Origin of the sequence: Pseudonocardia alaniniphila, from assembly GCF_022524485.1 — a bacterium.
In the GTDB taxonomy this organism is placed as follows: domain Bacteria; phylum Actinomycetota; class Actinomycetes; order Mycobacteriales; family Pseudonocardiaceae; genus Pseudonocardia; species Pseudonocardia alaniniphila.
Window position 1 is genome coordinate 97,551 of sequence record NZ_JAKXMK010000028.1, and the last position, 18,841, is coordinate 116,391.

Here is an 18,841-nt window from a genome sequence, read left to right on the forward strand (position 1 = left end):
CGCCGTCGGCTCTCGGCCCTCTGGGCGCGAACCGGTCGTCGATGCGGTCGCGGGGCTGCTGACCTGCTGCGTTTCCAAAATTCTCGACTGGGTGAGCCCCAAGATCAACTCTGGAGAGCGGAGGGCAAGATGACCGGCGTACGCCGTACCGGCGAGGGCTCGACCCTCGTTGTCGGTACAACCCACCGCTCCCCCAGGAAGGCCCCAGCACCAGTGATCGAGTACCAGATCAGCAGCTACTGCAATGGCGGCGGCTGCGTCGAGGTCGGGCGGACGCCCGGCGGTCCTGTCGTGGTTCGCGACAGCAAGGACCCCGAGCGCCGGGCCTCGCTCGTCTTCACCGCCGAGGAGTGGGCGGCGTTCGTTGCCGGGGTGAAGAACGGGGAGTTCGACCTGGCCTGACTGTGCCGGGCAACGTAACTGCGTCTCGGGCTCACTCGTCGGCGGACAGAGGTCCATCGTGGCGTCCGACGACGAGTGAGCCCGTACGCCCCCGTAAGCCGGGACGGCGCGCCGTTCATGTGAACGGCCCCCTGCGCCAACAGGGAGCCGCCCGTGCCCACCCCATGCAGAAGAAGGCGTAGTGACGGTACCGAATCGCAAAATGCCGGCGGACGACAGCTCGAAGATCCCCCTCAAAGTGCTGGTAGTGCTCATCCTCGGAGGGCTCGCAACCTGGGCGGCGATTGCCAACCCCGTCCTGGGTGTCGGCATCGGCGTGGGCCTCGCCACGATCGGCCTGCTCCTGGCGATCACCCGTTAGCCGTACGGTCCTGCCCGGTCTGACTGGCTCATAGGTTCGGACGAACGCGCCGCTCGTCCGCGGTTCTTCAACGCTGCGGGGCGGCTCTCGCCAGGTACTCCGGGAGCGCGCCCCACTGCAGACGGTGTCCGGCCGCGCGCCAGCCGTAGCCCAACCGTGACTCGAACATCTACCGATCGGTATCGCGGCCCATTACGTTCGGCATCCCCGCTCTTTACTGTTCGCGGGTCCAACCCGAAGAGGTGATGCCCGCATGAGGTCAGCTGCCCGACGTCTCGCGGCCGTGTTCGCGGCCGGAGCGCTCGCCGTCACTCTCGCCGCCTGTGCTCAGTCCGAGCGGGAAAACGGAGCTGCCGAGGGCGGGTCCGGCGCCACCGGCGGCACCCTGGTGTTCGGAGTGCCGGGGGCGCCCGACAACTTCGACCCGATGTTCGCCCAGGACGGCGAGACCTTCCGGCCGGTGCGGCAGATGTTCGACACGCTGATCACCTACAAGCTGGGTAGCTCCGAGCTCGCACCAGCGCTGGCCCTCGAGTGGACGCCGAACGCCGACTTCACCGAGTGGACCTTCAAGCTCCGCCAGGGCGTCAAGTTCCACGACGGCACCGACTTCAACGCCGAGGCCGTCTGCTTCAACTTCAACCGCTGGGTGAACCTGCCGAACGCTGCCGCACAGGCGCAGGCGGTCTACTACAGCGACACGTTCGAGGGCTTCACCAACAACCAGGCGAGCGCCACCGCCACACCCGTCTACAACTCGTGCTCCGCGCCCGACCAGTACACGGCCGTGATCAAGCTGAACCGCGCGAAGGGTGCCTTCCCCGCGGCGTTCGGTCTCACGTCGCTGTCGATCTCGAGCCCGACCGCGATGCAGCAGTACAACGCCGACCAGATCGAGCAGAGCGGCGAGGCCTTCACCTACGGCCCCTACGCCACCGAGCACCCCACCGGCACCGGTCCGTTCAAGTTCGAGAGCTACGACCGCACGGCCAACGTGATCACGCTCGTGAAGAACCCCGACTACTGGGGTGAGCCCGCCAAGGTCGACCGGTTGATCTTCCGCGTGATCCCGGACGAGAACGCGCGCAAGCAGGAGCTGCAGGCCGGCACGATCGACGGCTACGACTACCCGTCGCCCGCCGACTGGGAGTCGCTGAAGGGCAGCGGCTACAACGTGCTCGTCCGCCCGGTGTTCAACATCCTCTACCTGGGGATCAACCAGGCGAAGAACCCGGCGCTGCAGGACATCCGGGTGCGCCAGGCTCTGGCCTACGCGATCGACCGGGAGTCACTGGTGCGCAACCAGCTCCCCGAGGGCGCTGTGGTGGCCAGCCAGTTCCTGCCGGAGACGGTGGCCGGCTACGCGAGTGACATCCAGCCGATCCCGTACGACCCCGAGCGTGCCAAGGCGCTGCTCGCGGAGGCCGGTCAGTCGAACCTGACGGTCAACTTCTACTACCCGACCGAGGTCACCCGGCCGTACATGCCGAACCCCACCAACATCTTCACGGCGATCCAGGAGAACCTGCGCCAGGCGGGGATCACGGTGAACGCGGTGCCGCAGCCGTGGAACGGCGGTTACCTCGACTCCGTCAGCGTCAACGGGGTGCACGACCTGCACCTGCTCGGGTGGACCGGCGACTACAACGACGCGGGCAACTTCATCGGCACGTTCTTCGGCCGCAACAAGCCCGAGTTCGGCTTCACCGACCCGGCGCTCTTCCAGGAGATCGCGACCGCCGACACCACCTTCGATCCGGCGGGGCACGCCGCGGCGTACGAGCAGGTCAACCGAGACCTGATGACGAAGTACCTGCCGGCCGTCCCGCTCAGCAGCTCGCCGCCCGCCATCGTCGTACGGGAGAACGTCACGGGTCTGATCCCGTCGCCGTTGACGGACGAGCGGTTCTACACGGTCAGCAAGGGCTGACCCCGCCGACCCCGGGTGGCGCCGCCGACGATGTCGGCGCCACCCGGGTTCCCATGCGCCGCCGTCGGTAGCCACCCGCGGCGGCATATACGAGCGTTACACCAGGAGAGGGGACATGCTGCGATTCGTGTCGAGGCGCCTGTTACAGGTGATCCCGACGCTGCTCCTGCTGTCACTGCTCGTGTTCGCGTGGCTACGTAGCCTTCCCGGCGGTCCGGCATCGGCTTTCCTCGGCGACCGTGCAACACCCGAACGGGTCGCCGAGCTCAACCGCGTCCTCGGCCTGGACCAGCCGATCATCGTGCAGTACGGCCGGTTCCTCGCCCGCGTGCTGACCGGTGACTTCGGCACATCGTCGATCACCGGCGAGCCGGTGATGGCCGAGATCGGGCGCGCGATGCCGGCCACCATCGAGCTGTCGGTCGCGGCGCTGCTGATCGCGGTGTCGCTCGGCATCCCGCTGGGCTACCTCGCGGCCCAGCACCGGGGACGGCCGCTCGACGTCACCACCGTGATCGGCACGCTCGTGGGCGTCGCGGTGCCGGTGTTCTTCCTGGGCTACCTGCTCAAGGCCGTGTTCGCGGTGCAGCTGGGCTGGTTCCCACCGTCGGGCCGCCAGACGGTGGGCCTCGACGCCACGAACGTCACCGGCTTCGCGGTGCTCGACGGGCTGCTCACCCGGGAGTGGGATGCGAGCTTCGACGCGCTCGGCCATCTCGTGCTGCCCGCGGTTGCGCTGGCCACGATTCCGCTCGCCGTGATCGTGCGGATCACGCGGGCGTCGGTGCTCGACGTCTTCGGTTCGGACTTCGTGCGCACCGCCAACTCCAAGGGCCTCGCCCCCGGCACCGTGCGCAGCCGCCACGTCCTGCGCAACGCACTGCTGCCGGTGTCCACGACCATCGGCCTCCAGGTCGGCCTGTTGCTTGCCGGGGCGGTACTCACCGAGAAGGTGTTCGTGTGGGGTGGGATCGGCACACTGCTCGCCGACGCCATCACGCTCCGGGACTACCCGCGGCTGCAGGCGTTGCTGCTGCTGGGGGCGCTCGTGTACGTGCTGGTGAATCTGCTCGTCGATCTCTCCTACGCGATCATCGACCCGCGGGTCCGGCTCTCATGACCAGCGTTCTGGCAACGATCGGGTTTCCGGCATGACCACCACGTGGGCGGAGCGCCGGAAGGCGCGGATCGACGACCTCTCCGCCGGACGAAGCCTCAGCTCGGAGGCGTTCCGGCGGCTGCGCCGCGACCCGGTGGCGATCGCGGGCGCGGTGATCGTCGGCCTGTTCGTGGTGGTCGCCGCGTTGGCGCCGCTGATCGCCCCGCACGGGCCTGCCGAGGCGTTCCCGCAGCTGCAGGAGAACCTGCGGCCGGGCTCGATCCCCGGACCACAGGACGGCTTCCCGCTGGGCAGCGACCAGCTCGGGCGCGACTTCTTCTCCCGGCTGATCCTGGCCGCGCAACAGACACTGCTGGTGGGTGTGCTCGCCACGCTGATCGGGCTCGCGGCCGGCATCGTGATCGGCGCCCTCGCCGGCGCGTTCGGCGGCTGGGTCGACACCCTGCTCATGCGCATCACCGACGTCCTGCTGGCCATCCCGAGCCTGCTGCTCGCGATCTCCGTGGCCGCGCTGGCCGCGAGCCCGTCGCAGACCACGGTCATCATCGCGGTGGCGATCGTCGGTGTGCCGATCTTCGCGCGGTTGCTCCGCGGCTCGATGCTCGCGCAGCGGGAGAGTGACCACGTCGTCGCGGCCACGGCGCTGGGCGTGAAGCGGAGCGCGGTGGTGCTGCGCCACATGCTCCCCAACGCGATCGGGCCCGTGATCGTGCAGGCCACGCTCACGCTCGCCACGTCGATCCTGGACGCGGCAGCGCTGTCCTTCCTGGGCCTGGGCGACGCCGACCCCGGTCGTGCCGAATGGGGGCTCATGCTCGCGCAGGCGCAGACCTACCTCGACGTGCGACCCGCGCTCGCCTTCTTCCCGGCGGCCGCGATCATCGTGGTGGCGCTGGGCTTCACGCTCCTGGGCGAGTCGCTGCGCGAGGCCCTCGATCCGAAGGGGCGCCGATGAGCGAGCTTGCGAGCGAATCAGTGTCACAGCGCCTTCGCGAAGCGTCGACCGAGCGCAGCGAGGGAGTGCGATGAGCGAGCTTGCGAGCGAATCAGTGTCACAGCGCCTTCGCACTCTGACGTCTCCCGATGGGCCGACCGAGCGCAGCGAGGGAGTGCGATGAGTGCGTTGCTGGAGGTGCGTGACCTTCAGGTCGCCTTCACCCGCCGCCGTGAGCCCGACACGATCGCCGTCGACGGGGTGAGCTTCGACGTCGTCCCAGGCCAGGTGGTCGGCCTCGTCGGGGAGTCCGGTTGTGGCAAGTCGGTGACGTCGCTGGCGATCATGCGGCTGTTGCCCACTCGCGGGGTGCGGGTCACCGGATCGGTGCGGATGGACGGCACGGATCTGCTGACGCTGTCCGAGTCGCAGATGCGGGAGCGCCGCGGCCGTGACCTGTCGATGGTGTTCCAGGATCCGCTCTCGTCGCTCAATCCCGTGATCCCGATCGGCCTGCAGGTCACCGAGGTGCTGCGCCGCCACCGGGGCATGGCGGGCGACAAGGCCCGCAAGGCTGCGGCCGAGCTGCTGGAGCGGGTGGGCATCCCCGACCCCCGGCGCAGGCTCGACTCCTACCCCCACCAGCTCTCCGGCGGCATGCGCCAGCGCGCCCTCATCGCGATCGCCCTCGCCTGCCAGCCGCGGCTGCTCATCGCCGACGAACCGACCACCGCCCTCGACGTCACGATCCAGGCGCAGATCCTCGGGCTGCTGTCCGAGCTCGTGCAGGAGACGGGCGCGGCCCTGATCATGATCACGCACGACCTCGGTGTCGTCGCCGGGCTGTGCGAGACCGTGAACGTGCTCTACAGCGGACGGATCGTCGAGCGCGCGCAGCGGCACCGGCTCTTCGGCACGCCGCGCCACCCCTACACGCATGGACTGCTGCGCTCGATCCCCCGGCTGGACGCGCCGCCGGGGGAGGAGCTGGAGGCGATCCGCGGTTCCGTGGTCGACAACCTGCCGTGGGGCCACGCCTGCGCGTTCGCGCCGCGATGCCCGCGCGAGATCGAACAATGCACCGAGGTCAGCCCTCCGGTCGAGACGAGCGGTGGCCGGCTGCTGCGGTGCCACAACCCCGTTCCGGCAAGCGCGGAGTGACCGCCATGGAGACGAGCGAACCCCTGCTCGACGTCCGCGATCTCGCGGTCCACTTCCCGATCAAGCGCGGCGCCGTGCTCGACCGCACCGTCGGGCACGTGTACGCGGTGGACGGTGTCTCGCTCCAGATCGGACGTGGCGAGACCTACGGGCTGGTGGGCGAGTCGGGCTGCGGCAAGTCCACCCTCGGGCGGGCGATCCTGCGGCTCGTGGATCTGACCGCGGGGCAGGTGACGTTCGACGGCGTCGACGTGGCGCACCTGCGGGGTGAGCAGCTGCGCCGGATGCGCCGCCGCTTCCAGATGGTGTTCCAGGATCCGATGTCCAGCCTGGACCCCCGCCAGTCCGTGGAGTCGCTGCTCACCGAGGGAATGAAGGCCCACGGCCTCTCCCGCGGCCGCGCGGCCGACGGAGCGCGCCTGCGCGAGCTCGTCGACTCGGTCGGGCTGCCGGCAGGCGCGCTGCGCCGCTACCCGCACGAGTTCTCCGGCGGCCAGCGCCAGCGCATCGGGATCGCCCGCGCGCTCTGCGTCGAGCCCGATCTGATCGTGGCCGACGAACCGGTGTCGGCGCTCGACGTCTCGGTGCAGGCGCAGGTCCTGAACCTGCTCGGCAGGCTGCAGGCCGAATTGGGCCTCACCTACCTGGTGATCGCGCACGACCTGGCGGTTGTGCGGCACGTGAGCGACCGGGTGGGCGTGATGTACCTCGGTGGGCTCGTCGAGGAGGCGCCCTCCCAGGCTCTTTACGACGATCCGCAGCACCCCTACACGCGGGCCCTGCTCTCGGCAGTGCCGGTGCCGGACCCCGAGTTGGAGGACCGCCGGGAGCGAATCCTGCTCACCGGGGACCTGCCGTCGCCCGCTGCGCCCCCCAGCGGATGTCGCTTCCACACGCGTTGCCCGTGGCGTCAGCCGACGAGGTGCGACGACGAGCGGCCCTTGCTGCGCGTGATCGATGGAGCGCCCGCAGGGCACCGGGTCGCCTGCCACTACGCGGAGGACATCCGCAGTGGACGACTCCAGACGCACCGCGTCGACGTCGAGGCGGTCGACGACGTCCTCGCCCCGGGTGCGGTGCCGGACCTGCCCGGCTCGGTTACGGAGATCCTGGGTCGCTGAGCGGTGCTGCCTTGCTGGGCTGTGTGACCTCGGCAGATTCCCGCGCCCGGGCCCGGCGGGCGAGCAGCGCACCGAGGATGAACGCTGCCGGCACGCCGACTATGACGCCGAGCAGTGGGTCACCCGTCGCCTTCCCGCCGACGTAGCCGATCAGGACGTACACCGCCGACCACAGCAGCGCGCCGAGCACCGACGCCCGCGCGACCGCGCGCCACGGCAGGCGTAGAGCGCCGCAGAGCAGTGTGGAGACCACGACTCCGACCGGCACGAAGTACGACGGCACGATCACCGCCGCGCCGGCCGTGCGCACCCGGGACTCCACCCAGTCGGCCGCGCGTGCTCCTGCACGCCGTCGCCGGAGCCGCGCGAGCAGCGCGGGACCGGCGTACCAGCCGATGGCGTACTTGACGAGGTCGCTGAGGAGGGAACCGATCGCAGAAGCCACGATCACCAGCGGCAGCCACAGCGCACCTTCGGCCGACCACGACCCGCCGGCGACCAGCACCGGCTCGGCAGGGGTGAACGGTAGAGAAGTCCACAGCAAGACGACGAGATAGGCGGCGGTGGGGTTCACCGGCAGCTGCACACAAGGACGCTACCTGATTTACGAGCCGCACCTCGGAGCCGTATCGCTCGGATACGGCCGCCCAGGTAGCACTTCGGCTCCGAGCAGCGTGCATCCGCGGGGATGGGGGACAGTCCTTTCCATGGACGAGCAGCAATTGGTGGCGACGCGGCGTGCTCTGCACGGCGTGGCGGAGAGTGTGATCGCCGGCCCGCAGTACCGCGCGCACGGCACGATCCGGCTGTCGGTGTGCTCCGGTGGGTTCGCCGGGGTGGCGGCACCGCTGCGGGTGCAGGGCACCGACCTCGTCGGCCCGGACGGCAGATGGCCGCTGCACGGGACGCTGCGCGAGCTGGGGAAAGCAGCCGGTGTGGAGGCCGGACCACCCGAGGGGATCTACAGCGACACCTCGGGCGTCGACCTGGACGAGCCGCTGGCCGTGGACCCCTCGTCGGCAGCGCTGATCCTGGGCTGGTTCGCCCGGGGCGACGCCGGGCTGCGGGCGTTCGAGCCCGAGTCGAGCCCGGTGCTCTGGCCGGAGCATTTCGACCTCGGCATCTCCGTCGACGAGGTCAACTACGGGATCTCTCCCGGCGACGAGGGGAATCCCCTGCCGTACGCCTACGTGGGCCCGTGGACGCCGCGTGAGGGGGAGTTCTGGAACGCCCCGTTCGGTGCGCTGCGCTGGGCGAGCGACCTCCCTGACGAGGCGGCTGTGGCGGGGTTCTTCACCGAGGGCCGAAACCGGGCCTGACACGCGCGGGTACGGGTGCCCGAGCACCCGTACCCGCGCGAGCGGTCAGCGCATCGCGCGGTTGACCGCCGAGACCACGGCCTTGAGCGAGGCGTTCACGATCGAGCTGTCCACGCCGACACCCCAGAACACGGTGTCCTCCACGGCGCACTCGACGTAGGCGGCGGCCCGTGCGTCGTCACCCGCGGACATGGCGTGCTCGTGGTAGTCGAGCACCCGCACGTCGAAACCGATGCCTGCGAGCGCATCGACGAATGCCGCGATCGGCCCGTTGCCGCTGCCGGTGATCTCGTGCAGGTCGCTCTCGACGCGCACGGTGGCGACGATCTCGTCGGTGCCCTCGCCGTCGCTGGTGAGCCGATGGCGGATCAGCTTTAGCGGTGTGACGCGGCCGAGGTACTCGGTGTCGAAGACATCGCGCATCTCCTTGGGGGAGACCTCGCCGCCCTCGGAGTCGGTGACCTCCTGGATCACGCGGGAGAACTCCATCTGGAGCCGCCGCGGCAGATCCATCTGGTGCTCGGCCTTCATGATGTAGGCGACGCCACCCTTGCCGGACTGCGAGTTCACCCGGATCACGGCCTCGTAGGTGCGGCCGATGTCCTTGGGGTCGACCGGCAGGTAGGGCACCTCCCAGCGGAACTGGTCCACCTCGACGCCGGCCTCCGCTGCGTCGGCGTGCATGGACTGGAAGCCCTTGTTGATCGCGTCCTGGTGGCTGCCGGAGAAGGCCGTGTAGACGAGGTCGCCGCCCCACGGGTGCCGCTCGGGCACGTCCAGCTGGTTGCAGTACTCGACGGTGCGGCGGATCTCGTCGATGTCGGAGAAGTCGATCTGCGGGTCGATCCCTTGGGTGAACAGGTTCATTCCCAGTGTCACGAGGTCGACGTTGCCGGTGCGCTCGCCGTTGCCGAAGAGGCAGCCCTCGATGCGGTCGGCCCCTGCCTGGTAGCCCAGCTCGGCGGCGGCCACGGCCGTGCCGCGGTCGTTGTGCGGGTGCAGGCTGAGCACCACGCCGTCCCGGCGGGCCAGGTGCCGGTTCATCCACTCGATCGAGTCGGCGTAGACGTTCGGGGTGGCCATCTCGACCGTCGCCGGCAGGTTGACGATCATCGGCGACTCGGGGGTGGGTTGCCAGACCGCCGAGACCGCGTTGCAGACGTCCACGGCGTACTCGAGCTCGGTGCCGGTGTAGGACTCGGGGGAGTACTCGAAGCGCCAGTCGGTGGCGGGGTACTTCTCGGCGAACCGCAGCACGTCCTCCGCGCCGTCGGTCGCGATCTTGGAGATGCCCGCACGGTCGGAGCGGAACACCACCCGCCGCTGCAGGATCGAGGTGGAGTTGTAGAGGTGGACGATCGCGCGGGGAGCGCCCTCGCAGGCCTCGTACGTGCGCTCGATCAGCTCCGGACGGGCCTGGGTGAGCACCTGGATCGTGACGTCGTCGGGGATCAGGTCCTGCTCGATGATCTCCCGGACGAAGTCGAAGTCGGTCTGGCTCGCGGCCGGGAACCCGACCTCGATCTCCTTGTAGCCCATGCGTACGAGCAGTTCGAACATGCGGTGCTTGCGGGCCGGGCTCATAGGGTCGATCAGGGCCTGGTTGCCGTCACGCAGGTCGACCGCACACCACAGGGGGGCCGTGGTGATCCGTTTCTCGGGCCAGGTGCGGTCGGGCAGCGACACCGGTTCCACCAGCTCGTGGAACGGGCGGTAGCGGTGGATCGGCATATGCGAGCCGCGTTGCGGATTCCAGACGGGTTGTTCGTCGGGAGCGGGGCGGGACGGCTTACGCAGCCTGCTGGACGTCGACGAGCTGAAGGCGTCGGGCGAGGTGGTCATGCGGGCGTACTCCTGTGGTGGGCCGATCAAGCTTGATGACGTGACCGGCGCGCACGTCTGATCCCCGCGACGAGGGGCCGGTCGGTCAGACCCCGCCGCGGCGACGAAGGAGCAGGAGCGCCACGCCTTCGAGGTTAGCCCCAGCCGGGGGGAGTTCCGCAAGCGCCCTGTGTCCCCCGCGTCATCCCATTGGGTGATACCGGCTGGTAGGAGGAGGATGCGGAGCGTGTCACTATGACCGTGTTCGTGTCGGGGAGTGCTTCGTGCGGGTACAACGGAGTACAGGAGCGAGTGCCATGGGGAGGTCGTTGTGACAGTGGGAACCACGGCACGGCGGGGCATCGACGGCCTGGCCAGTGTCCTTCGGATCGTCGGCATGCTGATCGTGCTGGTCCTGGTGCTGCACATCGTGCTCACGCTGCTGGACGCCAACCCGGCCAACACGATCGCCACGACGATCAACCAGTTGGCCGACACGTTCAACCTGGGCCTGTCGAACCTGTTCCTGCCGCCCGACCACAAACTCCGCATCGTGCTCAACTACGGCACGGCCGCCCTGGTGTGGTTCGCGATCACCAGCGTCGTGGTGCGCATCGTGCGCCGCATCCCCTGAGACTCGATCTCGCTGAGTCTCGACGACCGAGCACCCTGCGTAGTCGAGTTCGTACCTGCACGCGGCCGTCGCTGATGCGAGTGGCCGCACCTGCTAGCGCCCGCTGTGGTGTGGACCATTCCAGTCGGTAGCGGGCATGCTGCCCGGTAATGTGGGATTCCGACCAGAACCTCGGCCGGTAGCGCTTGCGCGACTCTCGGTGAGGACGGTAGCCCACGGTGCCGCTGTACACGGCATCAGGACAGGAGGTCGGCGGTGGCCCTCGTCGTGCAGAAGTACGGCGGATCGTCAGTCCAGGATGCGGATCGGATCAAGAAGGTCGCCGAACGGATCGTCCGCACCCACAAAGAGGGTCACGACGTCGTCGTGGTGGTGTCCGCCATGGGCGACACCACCGACGAGCTGCTCGACCTCGCCGAGCAGGTGTCGCCGGCCCCGCCGCCGCGCGAGATGGACATGTTGCTCACCGCGGGCGAGCGCATCTCCAACGCCCTCGTCGCGATGGCGATCCACTCGCTGGGCGCGCAGGCCCGTTCGTTCACCGGGTCCCAGGCCGGCATGATCACCACCTCCAAGCACGGCGACGCGCGCATCGTCCAGGTCACCCCGCAGCGTCTGCGGGATGCGCTCGACGAGGGCTCGATCGTGCTGGTCGCCGGTTTCCAGGGCGTGAGCCAGGACTCCAAGGACGTCACCACGCTCGGTCGCGGTGGTTCCGACACCACGGCTGTGGCCCTCGCCGCCGCCCTCGAGGCGGACGTCTGCGAGATCTACACCGACGTCGACGGCATCTACAGCGCCGACCCGCGCATCGTGCCGGACGCCCAGCGCCTCGACAGCATCACCTACGAGGAGATGCTCGAGATGGCGGCCTGCGGCGCGAAGGTCCTCCACCTGCGCTCCGTGGAATACGCACGTCGCTACAACGTCCCGCTGCGGGTGCGCAGTTCGTACAACGACAAGCCGGGCTCGCTCGTCAGCGGCTCGATCGAGGAGATTCCCGTGGAGAAGGCGATCATCACCGGGGTGTCGCACGACCGGTCTGAGGCCAAGATCACGGTGACCGGGGTGCCGGACACCCCCGGCATGGCCGCGCGCATCTTCCGCGTCGTGGCCGACGCCGACATCAACATCGACATGGTGCTGCAGAACATCAGCCACTCCGGCGCCCGGCGCACCGACATCACGTTCACTTTGCCGCGCACCGACGGGCCGCGCGCCATGGCCGCGCTCACCGCAGCCCAGGACGAGATCGGCTTCATCGAGGTGCTGCACGACTCCGAGGTCGGCAAGGTCTCGCTGGTCGGAGCGGGGATGCGCAACCACCCCGGTGTCACGGCCACGTTCTGTGAGGCCCTGTCCAACGCCGGTATCAACATCGAGACGATGAACACGTCGGAGATCCGGATCTCCGTGATCTGCCGCGTGGAACAGCTCGACGCCGCGGTGCGTGCCCTGCACGCCGCGTTCGAGCTCGGGGGAGCGGAGCAGGCCGTGGTGCACGCGGGGAGTGGGCGATGAGCGAGCTTGCGAGTGAATCAGTGTCACGGTGCCTTCGCGAAGCGTCGGCGGAGCGCAGCGAAGGCGTGCGATGAGCGAGCGTGCGAGTGAATCAGTGTCACAGTGCCTTCGCGAAGCGTCGGCCGAGCGCAGCGAGGGCGTGCGATGAGCGAGTTCGACAGGCAGCGGGGAGAGGGCTCGCCCACCGGGGGGCCGGTCGTCGCGATCGTCGGGGCCACCGGTGCGGTCGGCACCACGATGATCGACATCATCGACAGCCGCGGGTCCGTTCCGTGGTCGGACATCCGGCTGGTGGCCTCGCCCCGGTCGGCGGGCCGGGTGCTGCCGGTGCGTGGCAAGGACGTCACCGTGCAGGCGCTCGCGCCGGAGGTCTTCGACGGCGTCGACATCGCGCTGTTCGATGTGCCCGACGAGGTGAGCGCCCAGTGGGCACCCATCGCCGCGTCCCGCGGCGCGGTGGTCGTCGACAACTCCGGCGCGTTCCGCATGGATTCCGACGTGCCGCTCGTGGTGCCCGAGGTGAACGCCGAGAAGGTCACCGAGCGGCCCAAGGGGATCATCGCCAACCCCAACTGCACCACGCTGTCGATGATGGCCGCGATGGGCGCGCTGCACCGTGAGTTCGAGCTCGAGGCGATCGTCGTCGCCTCGTACCAGGCGGCGTCGGGCGCGGGGCAGGCCGGGATCGACCGGCTCTACGCCGAGCTCTCCGCGGTGAGCGGCCACGAGGTCGGGATGCGCGGCGGCGACGTCGCCGAGGCACTGGCCGATGCCGGTCTCGACGCCACCGCTTCGCCGTTCCCGGCGCCGCTGGCCCTCAATGTGGTGCCGTGGGCCGGGTCGCTCAAGGACGACGGGTGGTCGTCGGAGGAGCTCAAGGTCCGCAACGAGGCCCGCAAGATCCTCGGCATTCCCGGCCTCAAGGTGTCGGCCACCTGCGTGCGGGTCCCTGTGGTCACCACGCACTCCCTCGCCGTGCACGCCACGTTCGCGCGTGAGGTGTCGGTGGACGGGGCGCGCAAGGTGCTGAGCGAGCAGCCCACGATCGTCCTGCGCGACGACCCCGCTTCGGGGGAGTGGCCCACGCCCGTCGACGCCGTGGGCGGCGACCCCACGTGGGTGGGGCGCATCAGGCAGGCGCTCGACTTCCCCAACACCCTCGAGCTGTTCGTGTGTGGCGACAACCTGCGCAAGGGCGCCGCGCTCAACACCTACGAGATCGCGGAGACGGTGGCCGCGCGGCTCTGACGCACGGCCTGCGGGTGGCCCGGCTCAGCCGGGCACCCGCAGCCGGGTGATGATCGCGCGGTGGTCGCTGCCCGCGATGTCGTGCACCTCGAACGACTCGGCGGTGATGCCGTTGTTGGCGATCACGTGATCGATCTGCGGCCCGAGGAGGTTGCGGAACCGAGGTGTGGGGCCCCACGTCGGCACGAGACCCTCACCGGTCTGTGCCCCGGCGTCGCCGCAACCGGCGATCGCGTCGCGCAGCACCGAGTGGTCGAGCGTGGCGTTGAAGTCGCCCGCGACGATCGCCGGGGTCGGGCCGGCGCACCACTGCCGGAGCAGGCCGAGATCCGAGCGCCAGTCCGGCACGCTGCCGGGCACCGGCGCCACCGAGTGGAACGCCGCCACACGCATGCCGCCCAGGCCCGCCCCGCTGAGCTCGATGTACGGGAACGCCGAGGTCTCCGTGCCGATCCGGGCCTGCACGTCGCCGAGCCGATCGGACACCGCAGTGGTGACGCCTTCGACATCGCGCCGGCGCGACCCGATCGAGCTCTCCAGGTGGTAGCCCATGGGCTCGACGAGCGGCCGGAGCCGGTCGGCGTAGCGCCCGCCCGCCTCGCTGAGCGCCACCACGTCCGGCCGCTCCTGTTCGATCAGCGCGGCGACCTGCTGGACGTCGGCCCTTCCCTCGAAGGTGTTGAAGGCGAGGACCGTGAGCGGCGTGCCGCCGGCGGGTACCGGATCGGCCACCAGGCGTGGCACGAGCATCGCAACGCCCACGAGCAGCACCAGGACCACGCCGTCGACGAACGGCAGCACACGCCGCTCGAACACCATCACCACGAGCAGCAGCACGAGCAGCCCCGCGACCCCGATGAGGATCCACGGACGGAACGACACGAGCTGCGTGAAGGGGCTGCGCTGGTCCAGCCCGAACAGCAGGTCGGGCAGGGCGACCACGGCCACGAGGAGCGTGAAGACGACCGCCGCCACGTAGCGCAGGGCGTCTCTGCGGCCAGAGGAGGAGGAAGGAGCCGATGGCGGACCCGGCGGTGGTGCTGGGGCCTGCAGGCTGTCCGGCGGCGCGGTCATCGGCACCGAGTGTGCCTTAGATCGGTTGAGAGCCCACTGAGGGTCCTACCCCGATCGAGGCAACCTGCGGGGCGTTCTGCCTGCGCAGACGAGCGCCCCTGCGGGCGAGGAGTGCCGCGACTCCGGCGACCGTGATGCCGGCGAGCCCCACAGTGATCACGGCCACAGCGGGCGACCCGACGTCGATCAGCAACCCGGCGACCGGCGTGCTGATCGCCGCCCCCACGGTGATGGCGGATCCGTGCAGCCCGGTGACCAGACCGCGGGCGTGCTCGGGGGCGAGGCCGCTGACGGCCTCCGAGCTGGCCGCGAGCGACGGCGCGCAGAGCAGGCCCGCGGGCACGAGCAGGAGTGCGTAGGACCACCAGGGGCCGGCGGCGGCCACCAGCAGCGTGGCCACTCCCATGGCGGCGACCAGCACGAACAGCGACGGCGAGCGGCGGGCCGCGCCGTAGAGGAACCCTCCGGTGAGCGACGAGATGCACCACACCGCGTTGACGACCGCGATGGCCGCTGCCTGTCCGCTGGTCTGCAGCCCGGCGATCATCGAGATCTCGGTGCCGAAGATCAGCACGACAGCCGCGGTGGTGGCCAGCAGCGCCCCGAGCAGTCGCAGGTCGAGCCACTCGCGTACCGGGCCGGGCCGGGCGGCGCCAGCGGTCTCCGGGGCCCGGGTGGGTGGGTTGAGCAGCCAGAGCGCGACGCCCGAGGCGACCCAGCCGGCCCCGACGATCCACATGGCCGTGCTGGTGGCCAGCTGCAGCGCGAGGAGCGTGCCGACGGCGGGACCGATGATGTAGGACATCTCGACCGACATCGAGTCGAGCGCGAAGGCAGGCCTGCGGTGCTGTGCGGGCACCATCGCGCCGAGCGACTGCCGCACCACCGAGTACACCGGCATCCCGAGCAGGCCGCCGAGGAACGCCCCGACCAGCAGCGCGGGATAGGACAGCCACGGGGCGACGGTCCAGAACACCGCCTCGGCGCACAGCGTGAGCGACAGCATCGTGCGCAGCCCTCGCCGGTCGACGAGCCTGCCGAGCAACGGTGCGCCGACGGCCATCCCGATCGTGGAAGCCGCCCCGACGAGACCCGCGGCTGCGTAGCCGTGCCCGAGGGTGAGCACCACGTGCAGGGTGAGCGTGATGGCGGCGGCCGACGGAGCGATGCGCGCGAGGAACGAGACCGCCGTGAGCGCCGCGACCCCGGGCAGCGCGAGAACGGTGCGGTAGGCGGCCAGGCCGGCAGTGCCCTCGTCGCTGCCCTCGTCGCTGCCCTCGTCGCTCGGTGTCACGTGGACATAGTGGACCGGGGGACCGACAAATCTCGACCGGGTTCGGGCACGCCGGGCTCTCGGACCACATTCGGTGCAAGGCCAACCGGACGTGCGCGCGGAGATCCCCTTCGCAGCGCCGGGATCGGCATAAGGTGCCGCTCCGACCGGCCCTTGTCTGCTGCCCTCACGTCCAGGAGGACCCATGCCAAGACCGATCCGTGGTGCAGGAATCGCCTGCGTGGCCGTCGTCGCGGTCGCGCTCCTCGGTGGTTGCAGCGGGACCGGGGAGGCGCCCGTGGGTTCCCCGGCGGCCCAGAACGGGGCGGCCGCTGCAGGCGATCCCGCCGCGCTTCTCGCCAGCGCTGCCGCCGCCACGTTCGCGTCCGGGTCCACCCGTTTCGCGCTCCAGATGCAGGTCAGCTCGGGTGGTCAGGACACCACGGCCAGCGGGGCGGGTAGCTACGACTTCGCCAGGAAGGTCGGGGACATCTCCGTGACCACCACCGGCACCGCTGCGCAGCGCAGCCAGGTCGACGTGATCATGGACGGCGCCACGTTCTACACGCGCCTGCCGGGGCAGGAAGGCTGGACGCGGACGCAGGCGCAGGGCGCCGCCGCGGGTGGTCAGCAGTACGACCCGGCCCAGCAGCTCGACATCCTGCAGAAGGTGTCGAGCGACGTGCGGCTCGTCGGCGTCGAGGAGTTGCGGGGAGAGCAGGTGCGCCACCTGACCTTCACCATCGACCCGGCGTCGCTGGCTGCGGCGTCCGGCATGGCGGGCGACGGTGCGGCCGCGCTTCAGCGCGGTGGACCGATCGCGGGTGACGTCTACATCGACGACGCGGGCCGCGTGCGCAAGCTGCAGACGCGGATGACCATGGACATCGCAGGGTCGAGCACCGCGATGAACCTCGTGTCCGAGTACATCGAGTTCGGCGTGCCCGTCACCGTGCAAGCACCGGATCCGGCGACGGTGCGCTGATCAGCCCTTGACGCTGCCGGCGAGCAGGCCGCGCACGAAGTAGCGCTGCAGCCCGAGGAAGACCAGCAGCGGGATCACGATCGAGACGAAGGCGCCTGCAGCGAGCAGGTGCCAGTCGGCGCCGCGCGTGCCGGCGAGGTCGGCCACCCGCACCGTCAGCGGCGCGACGTCCGACGTGCCGCCCGCGAACACGAGCGCGACCAGCAGGTCGTTCCACACCCACAGGAACTGGAACACGGCGAACGCCGCGATCGCGGGCTTCAGCAGCGGCAGCATGATCGTGGTGAAGATGCGCACGTGCCCGGCGCCGTCGACGCGCGCGGCCTCCACGAGCTCCTCCGGGATCTCGCGCATCGCGTTGTGCAGCAGGAAGATCGCCAACGGCAGCGCGAACGTCGAGTGCGCGATCCACACCGTCCAGAATGTGTTGTTGAGGCCGCTGCCCACGAAGATCTCCAGCAGCGGCAGCAGCGCCACCTGCAGCGGCACGATCTGCAGCGCGAAGATCCCGACGAAGAGCGTGTCGCGCAGCGGGAACTTCGTCCATGCGAACCCGTAGGCCGCGAGCGTGGCCAGCACGATCGGGATGGCCACCGAGGGAAGCGTGATCAGCACCGAGTTGACGACGTAGCCGATGAGCGGCTGGTTCCCGCCGAAGAGCACCTCGGCGTAGTTGTCGAAGGTGATGCTCGGGTTGGCGAAGAACGTCCACCAGCCCGTTCGCTGGACATCCCGCTCGGGGCGGAACGAGGAGAGGAACAGGCCGAACGTCGGGATCGTCCACAGGACGGCGATCACGATCGCCGCGAGCGACGCCCACGGTGAGGACAGCCGGCGGCGGGCGGTCGCGGGCCGCGTCGTCGCCGCCGTGACGATGCCGGGAGTCGCGTCGTCGCGCGTGTCGAGCAGCGTCATCGCGCGTCCGCCTTCCGAATCTGCCGCACGTTGTAGATCACGATCGGCACCACCAGGAGGAAGAGCAACATGGCCAGGGCGGAGCCCATGCCCAGGTCGGAGAGCCGGAAGCTCTGCACGTAGAACTCGTTGGCCACCACGCTCGTGCCGAACTGACCGCCGGTCATCGTGCGGACGATGTCGAAGACCTTGAGCACCGCGATGCTGATCGCGGTGACCACCACGACCACGGCCGGCCGGATGCTCGGCAGGGTGATGTACCAGAACAGGCGCACGCCGCCCACCCCGTCGAGCCGCGCGGCCTCGACGATGTCGCTCGGGATGGCGTTGATCGCGGCCGAGAGCACGGTCATCGCGAACCCGGCCTGGATCCAGATCATCACCACGATCAGCAGCAGGTTGTTCCAGGGCTGTTGCAGGATCAGGTTGACCGGCTCGAAGCCCAGCCAGACGAGGAACTGGTTCACCAGCCCGGTCTGCTGGATGTTCTGCTGGTTGGGCCGGTACTCGTAGACGAACTTCCAGATGATCGACGCCCCGACGAACGAGATCGCCATCGGCAGGAAGATCAGCGCCTTGGCGAACGACTCGAAGCGCGTCCGGTCCACCAGCACCGCGTAGACCAGCCCGATCGCCGTGGCGAGGATCGGGGTGACCACGACCCAGAGCACCGTGTTGCGCAGGACGACGAGCAGGTCGGGCTGGGTGAAGATCCGCACGTAGTTGTCCAGGCCGATGAACCCGGCGCTACGGGCGTCGAGGAGCGACTGCACCGCGGTACGTCCCGCCGGGTAGAGCAGCCCGACGAGGAGCAGCAGCAACGCGGGCGTCGCGAATGCGATGCCGGCGACCACGTCGGTGCGGCGGCCCTTGGCGCGGCCTGCCACCAGGAGCACCGCGCCGAGCACTGCGGCGAAGACCGCTGCTGCCACGAGAAGTTGGAGAAGCTTGTCCAGCAGGGTCATGCCGGCTCACCTCCGAGCACACCGAGGGGCACGCCCCGGGACGGACGGCCCGGCACC

General features: G+C 69.8%; 18 protein-coding genes. 12 read left to right on the forward strand and 6 right to left on the reverse strand.

Features of this window, described 5'->3' with window-relative positions:
* Positions 1–213: 213 nt before the first annotated feature.
* The 7 genes from MMF94_RS29245 to MMF94_RS29275 all read left to right on the forward strand — a co-directional run bounded on the left by MMF94_RS29245 (position 214) and on the right by MMF94_RS29275 (position 7,029).
* Positions 214–402 carry a DUF397 domain-containing protein gene (locus MMF94_RS29245; RefSeq protein ID WP_241040464.1) on the forward strand — a complete coding sequence of 63 codons (189 nt, stop codon included), beginning with the start codon at positions 214–216 and terminating at the stop codon, positions 400–402.
* Between the two features lie 202 nt (positions 403–604).
* A complete protein-coding gene (locus tag MMF94_RS29250) occupies positions 605–763 on the forward strand; it encodes a hypothetical protein (protein ID WP_241040465.1) in 159 nt (52 codons plus the stop codon).
* A 253-nt stretch (positions 764–1,016) separates the two neighbouring features.
* A complete protein-coding gene (locus MMF94_RS29255; RefSeq protein WP_241040466.1) occupies positions 1,017–2,693 on the forward strand; it encodes an ABC transporter substrate-binding protein in 1,677 nt (558 codons plus the stop codon).
* 115 nt (positions 2,694–2,808) lie between these two features.
* The gene (locus MMF94_RS29260; protein WP_241040467.1) at positions 2,809–3,813 is read left to right on the forward strand and encodes an ABC transporter permease; all 1,005 of its coding nucleotides are present in this window, start codon (positions 2,809–2,811) and stop codon (positions 3,811–3,813) included.
* A gap of 31 nt (positions 3,814–3,844) precedes the next feature.
* The gene (locus MMF94_RS29265) at positions 3,845–4,768 is read left to right on the forward strand and encodes an ABC transporter permease (protein ID WP_241040468.1); all 924 of its coding nucleotides are present in this window, start codon (positions 3,845–3,847) and stop codon (positions 4,766–4,768) included.
* 159 nt (positions 4,769–4,927) lie between these two features.
* Positions 4,928–5,908: an ABC transporter ATP-binding protein gene (locus tag MMF94_RS29270; RefSeq protein ID WP_241040469.1), complete on the forward strand. Its 981-nt coding sequence runs from the start codon at positions 4,928–4,930 to the stop codon at positions 5,906–5,908.
* A 5-nt stretch (positions 5,909–5,913) separates the two neighbouring features.
* Positions 5,914–7,029 (forward strand): ABC transporter ATP-binding protein, encoded by a 1,116-nt coding sequence (locus tag MMF94_RS29275; protein WP_241040470.1) that lies wholly within the window; start codon positions 5,914–5,916, stop codon positions 7,027–7,029.
* Here MMF94_RS29275 and MMF94_RS29280 read toward each other — a convergent pair.
* Complete coding sequence (locus tag MMF94_RS29280) at positions 7,007–7,615, reverse strand: DedA family protein (RefSeq protein WP_241040471.1); 609 nt, start codon at positions 7,613–7,615, stop codon at positions 7,007–7,009. The two genes, MMF94_RS29275 and MMF94_RS29280, sit on opposite strands and share 23 nt — an antisense overlap.
* 121 nt (positions 7,616–7,736) lie before the next feature.
* On the opposite strand from MMF94_RS29280, the gene MMF94_RS29285 reads away from it, so the two are divergent.
* A complete protein-coding gene (locus MMF94_RS29285; protein ID WP_241040472.1) occupies positions 7,737–8,348 on the forward strand; it encodes a hypothetical protein in 612 nt (203 codons plus the stop codon).
* Positions 8,349–8,393: 45 nt separating this feature from the next.
* Here MMF94_RS29285 and leuA read toward each other — a convergent pair whose 3' ends face one another.
* Positions 8,394–10,190: a 2-isopropylmalate synthase gene (leuA, locus tag MMF94_RS29290; RefSeq protein WP_241040473.1), complete on the reverse strand. Its 1,797-nt coding sequence runs from the start codon at positions 10,188–10,190 to the stop codon at positions 8,394–8,396.
* Between the two features lie 310 nt (positions 10,191–10,500).
* Here leuA and MMF94_RS29295 point away from each other — a divergent pair, with 310 nt between their 5' ends.
* The 3 genes from MMF94_RS29295 (at position 10,501) to MMF94_RS29305 (ending at position 13,572) form a co-directional block, all read left to right on the forward strand.
* Positions 10,501–10,803, forward strand: a complete 303-nt coding sequence (locus MMF94_RS29295) for a hypothetical protein (protein ID WP_241040474.1) — start codon at positions 10,501–10,503, stop codon at positions 10,801–10,803.
* 255 nt (positions 10,804–11,058) lie between these two features.
* A complete protein-coding gene (locus MMF94_RS29300; protein ID WP_241040475.1) occupies positions 11,059–12,324 on the forward strand; it encodes an aspartate kinase in 1,266 nt (421 codons plus the stop codon).
* 144 nt (positions 12,325–12,468) lie between these two features.
* Complete coding sequence (locus MMF94_RS29305; protein ID WP_241040476.1) at positions 12,469–13,572, forward strand: aspartate-semialdehyde dehydrogenase; 1,104 nt, start codon at positions 12,469–12,471, stop codon at positions 13,570–13,572.
* Positions 13,573–13,596: 24 nt separating this feature from the next.
* On the opposite strand, the gene MMF94_RS29310 is transcribed toward MMF94_RS29305, so the two are convergent.
* Positions 13,597–14,547, reverse strand: a complete 951-nt coding sequence (locus MMF94_RS29310; RefSeq protein WP_241040477.1) for an endonuclease/exonuclease/phosphatase family protein — start codon at positions 14,545–14,547, stop codon at positions 13,597–13,599.
* Positions 14,548–14,662: 115 nt separating this feature from the next.
* Positions 14,663–15,940, reverse strand: coding sequence for an MFS transporter (locus tag MMF94_RS29315; protein WP_241040478.1), 1,278 nt, complete (start codon positions 15,938–15,940; stop codon positions 14,663–14,665).
* Between the two features lie 184 nt (positions 15,941–16,124).
* Here MMF94_RS29315 and MMF94_RS29320 point away from each other — a divergent pair, with 184 nt between their 5' ends.
* Complete coding sequence (locus tag MMF94_RS29320; protein ID WP_241040479.1) at positions 16,125–16,904, forward strand: SCO4651 family lipoprotein; 780 nt, start codon at positions 16,125–16,127, stop codon at positions 16,902–16,904.
* Here the strand turns inward: MMF94_RS29320 and MMF94_RS29325 are convergent, their stop codons facing one another.
* Both MMF94_RS29325 and MMF94_RS29330 read right to left on the reverse strand, forming a co-directional pair.
* Complete coding sequence (locus tag MMF94_RS29325) at positions 16,905–17,819, reverse strand: carbohydrate ABC transporter permease (RefSeq protein WP_241040480.1); 915 nt, start codon at positions 17,817–17,819, stop codon at positions 16,905–16,907.
* The gene (locus tag MMF94_RS29330; RefSeq protein WP_241040481.1) at positions 17,816–18,784 is read right to left on the reverse strand and encodes a carbohydrate ABC transporter permease; all 969 of its coding nucleotides are present in this window, start codon (positions 18,782–18,784) and stop codon (positions 17,816–17,818) included. Before MMF94_RS29330 ends, MMF94_RS29325 begins: the two co-directional genes overlap by 4 nt.
* Between the last annotated feature and the right edge of the window lie 57 nt (positions 18,785–18,841).

What these genes read in the sequence shown, in the direction of transcription:
- MMF94_RS29265 (WP_241040468.1), top strand. Translation starts at nt 3,845, where the DNA reads ATGACCACCACGTGGGCGGAGCGCCGGAAGGCGCGGATCGACGACCTC.
- MMF94_RS29330 (WP_241040481.1), bottom strand. Translation starts at nt 18,784, where the DNA reads ATGACCCTGCTGGACAAGCTTCTCCAACTTCTCGTGGCAGCAGCGGTC.
- MMF94_RS29285 (WP_241040472.1), top strand. Translation starts at nt 7,737, where the DNA reads ATGGACGAGCAGCAATTGGTGGCGACGCGGCGTGCTCTGCACGGCGTG.
- MMF94_RS29260 (WP_241040467.1), top strand. Translation starts at nt 2,809, where the DNA reads ATGCTGCGATTCGTGTCGAGGCGCCTGTTACAGGTGATCCCGACGCTG.
- MMF94_RS29250 (WP_241040465.1), top strand. Translation starts at nt 605, where the DNA reads ATGCCGGCGGACGACAGCTCGAAGATCCCCCTCAAAGTGCTGGTAGTG.
- MMF94_RS29255 (WP_241040466.1), top strand. Translation starts at nt 1,017, where the DNA reads ATGAGGTCAGCTGCCCGACGTCTCGCGGCCGTGTTCGCGGCCGGAGCG.
- MMF94_RS29320 (WP_241040479.1), top strand. Translation starts at nt 16,125, where the DNA reads ATGCCAAGACCGATCCGTGGTGCAGGAATCGCCTGCGTGGCCGTCGTC.
- leuA (WP_241040473.1), bottom strand. Translation starts at nt 10,190, where the DNA reads ATGACCACCTCGCCCGACGCCTTCAGCTCGTCGACGTCCAGCAGGCTG.
- MMF94_RS29270 (WP_241040469.1), top strand. Translation starts at nt 4,928, where the DNA reads ATGAGTGCGTTGCTGGAGGTGCGTGACCTTCAGGTCGCCTTCACCCGC.
- MMF94_RS29325 (WP_241040480.1), bottom strand. Translation starts at nt 17,819, where the DNA reads ATGACGCTGCTCGACACGCGCGACGACGCGACTCCCGGCATCGTCACG.
- MMF94_RS29305 (WP_241040476.1), top strand. Translation starts at nt 12,469, where the DNA reads ATGAGCGAGTTCGACAGGCAGCGGGGAGAGGGCTCGCCCACCGGGGGG.
- MMF94_RS29275 (WP_241040470.1), top strand. Translation starts at nt 5,914, where the DNA reads ATGGAGACGAGCGAACCCCTGCTCGACGTCCGCGATCTCGCGGTCCAC.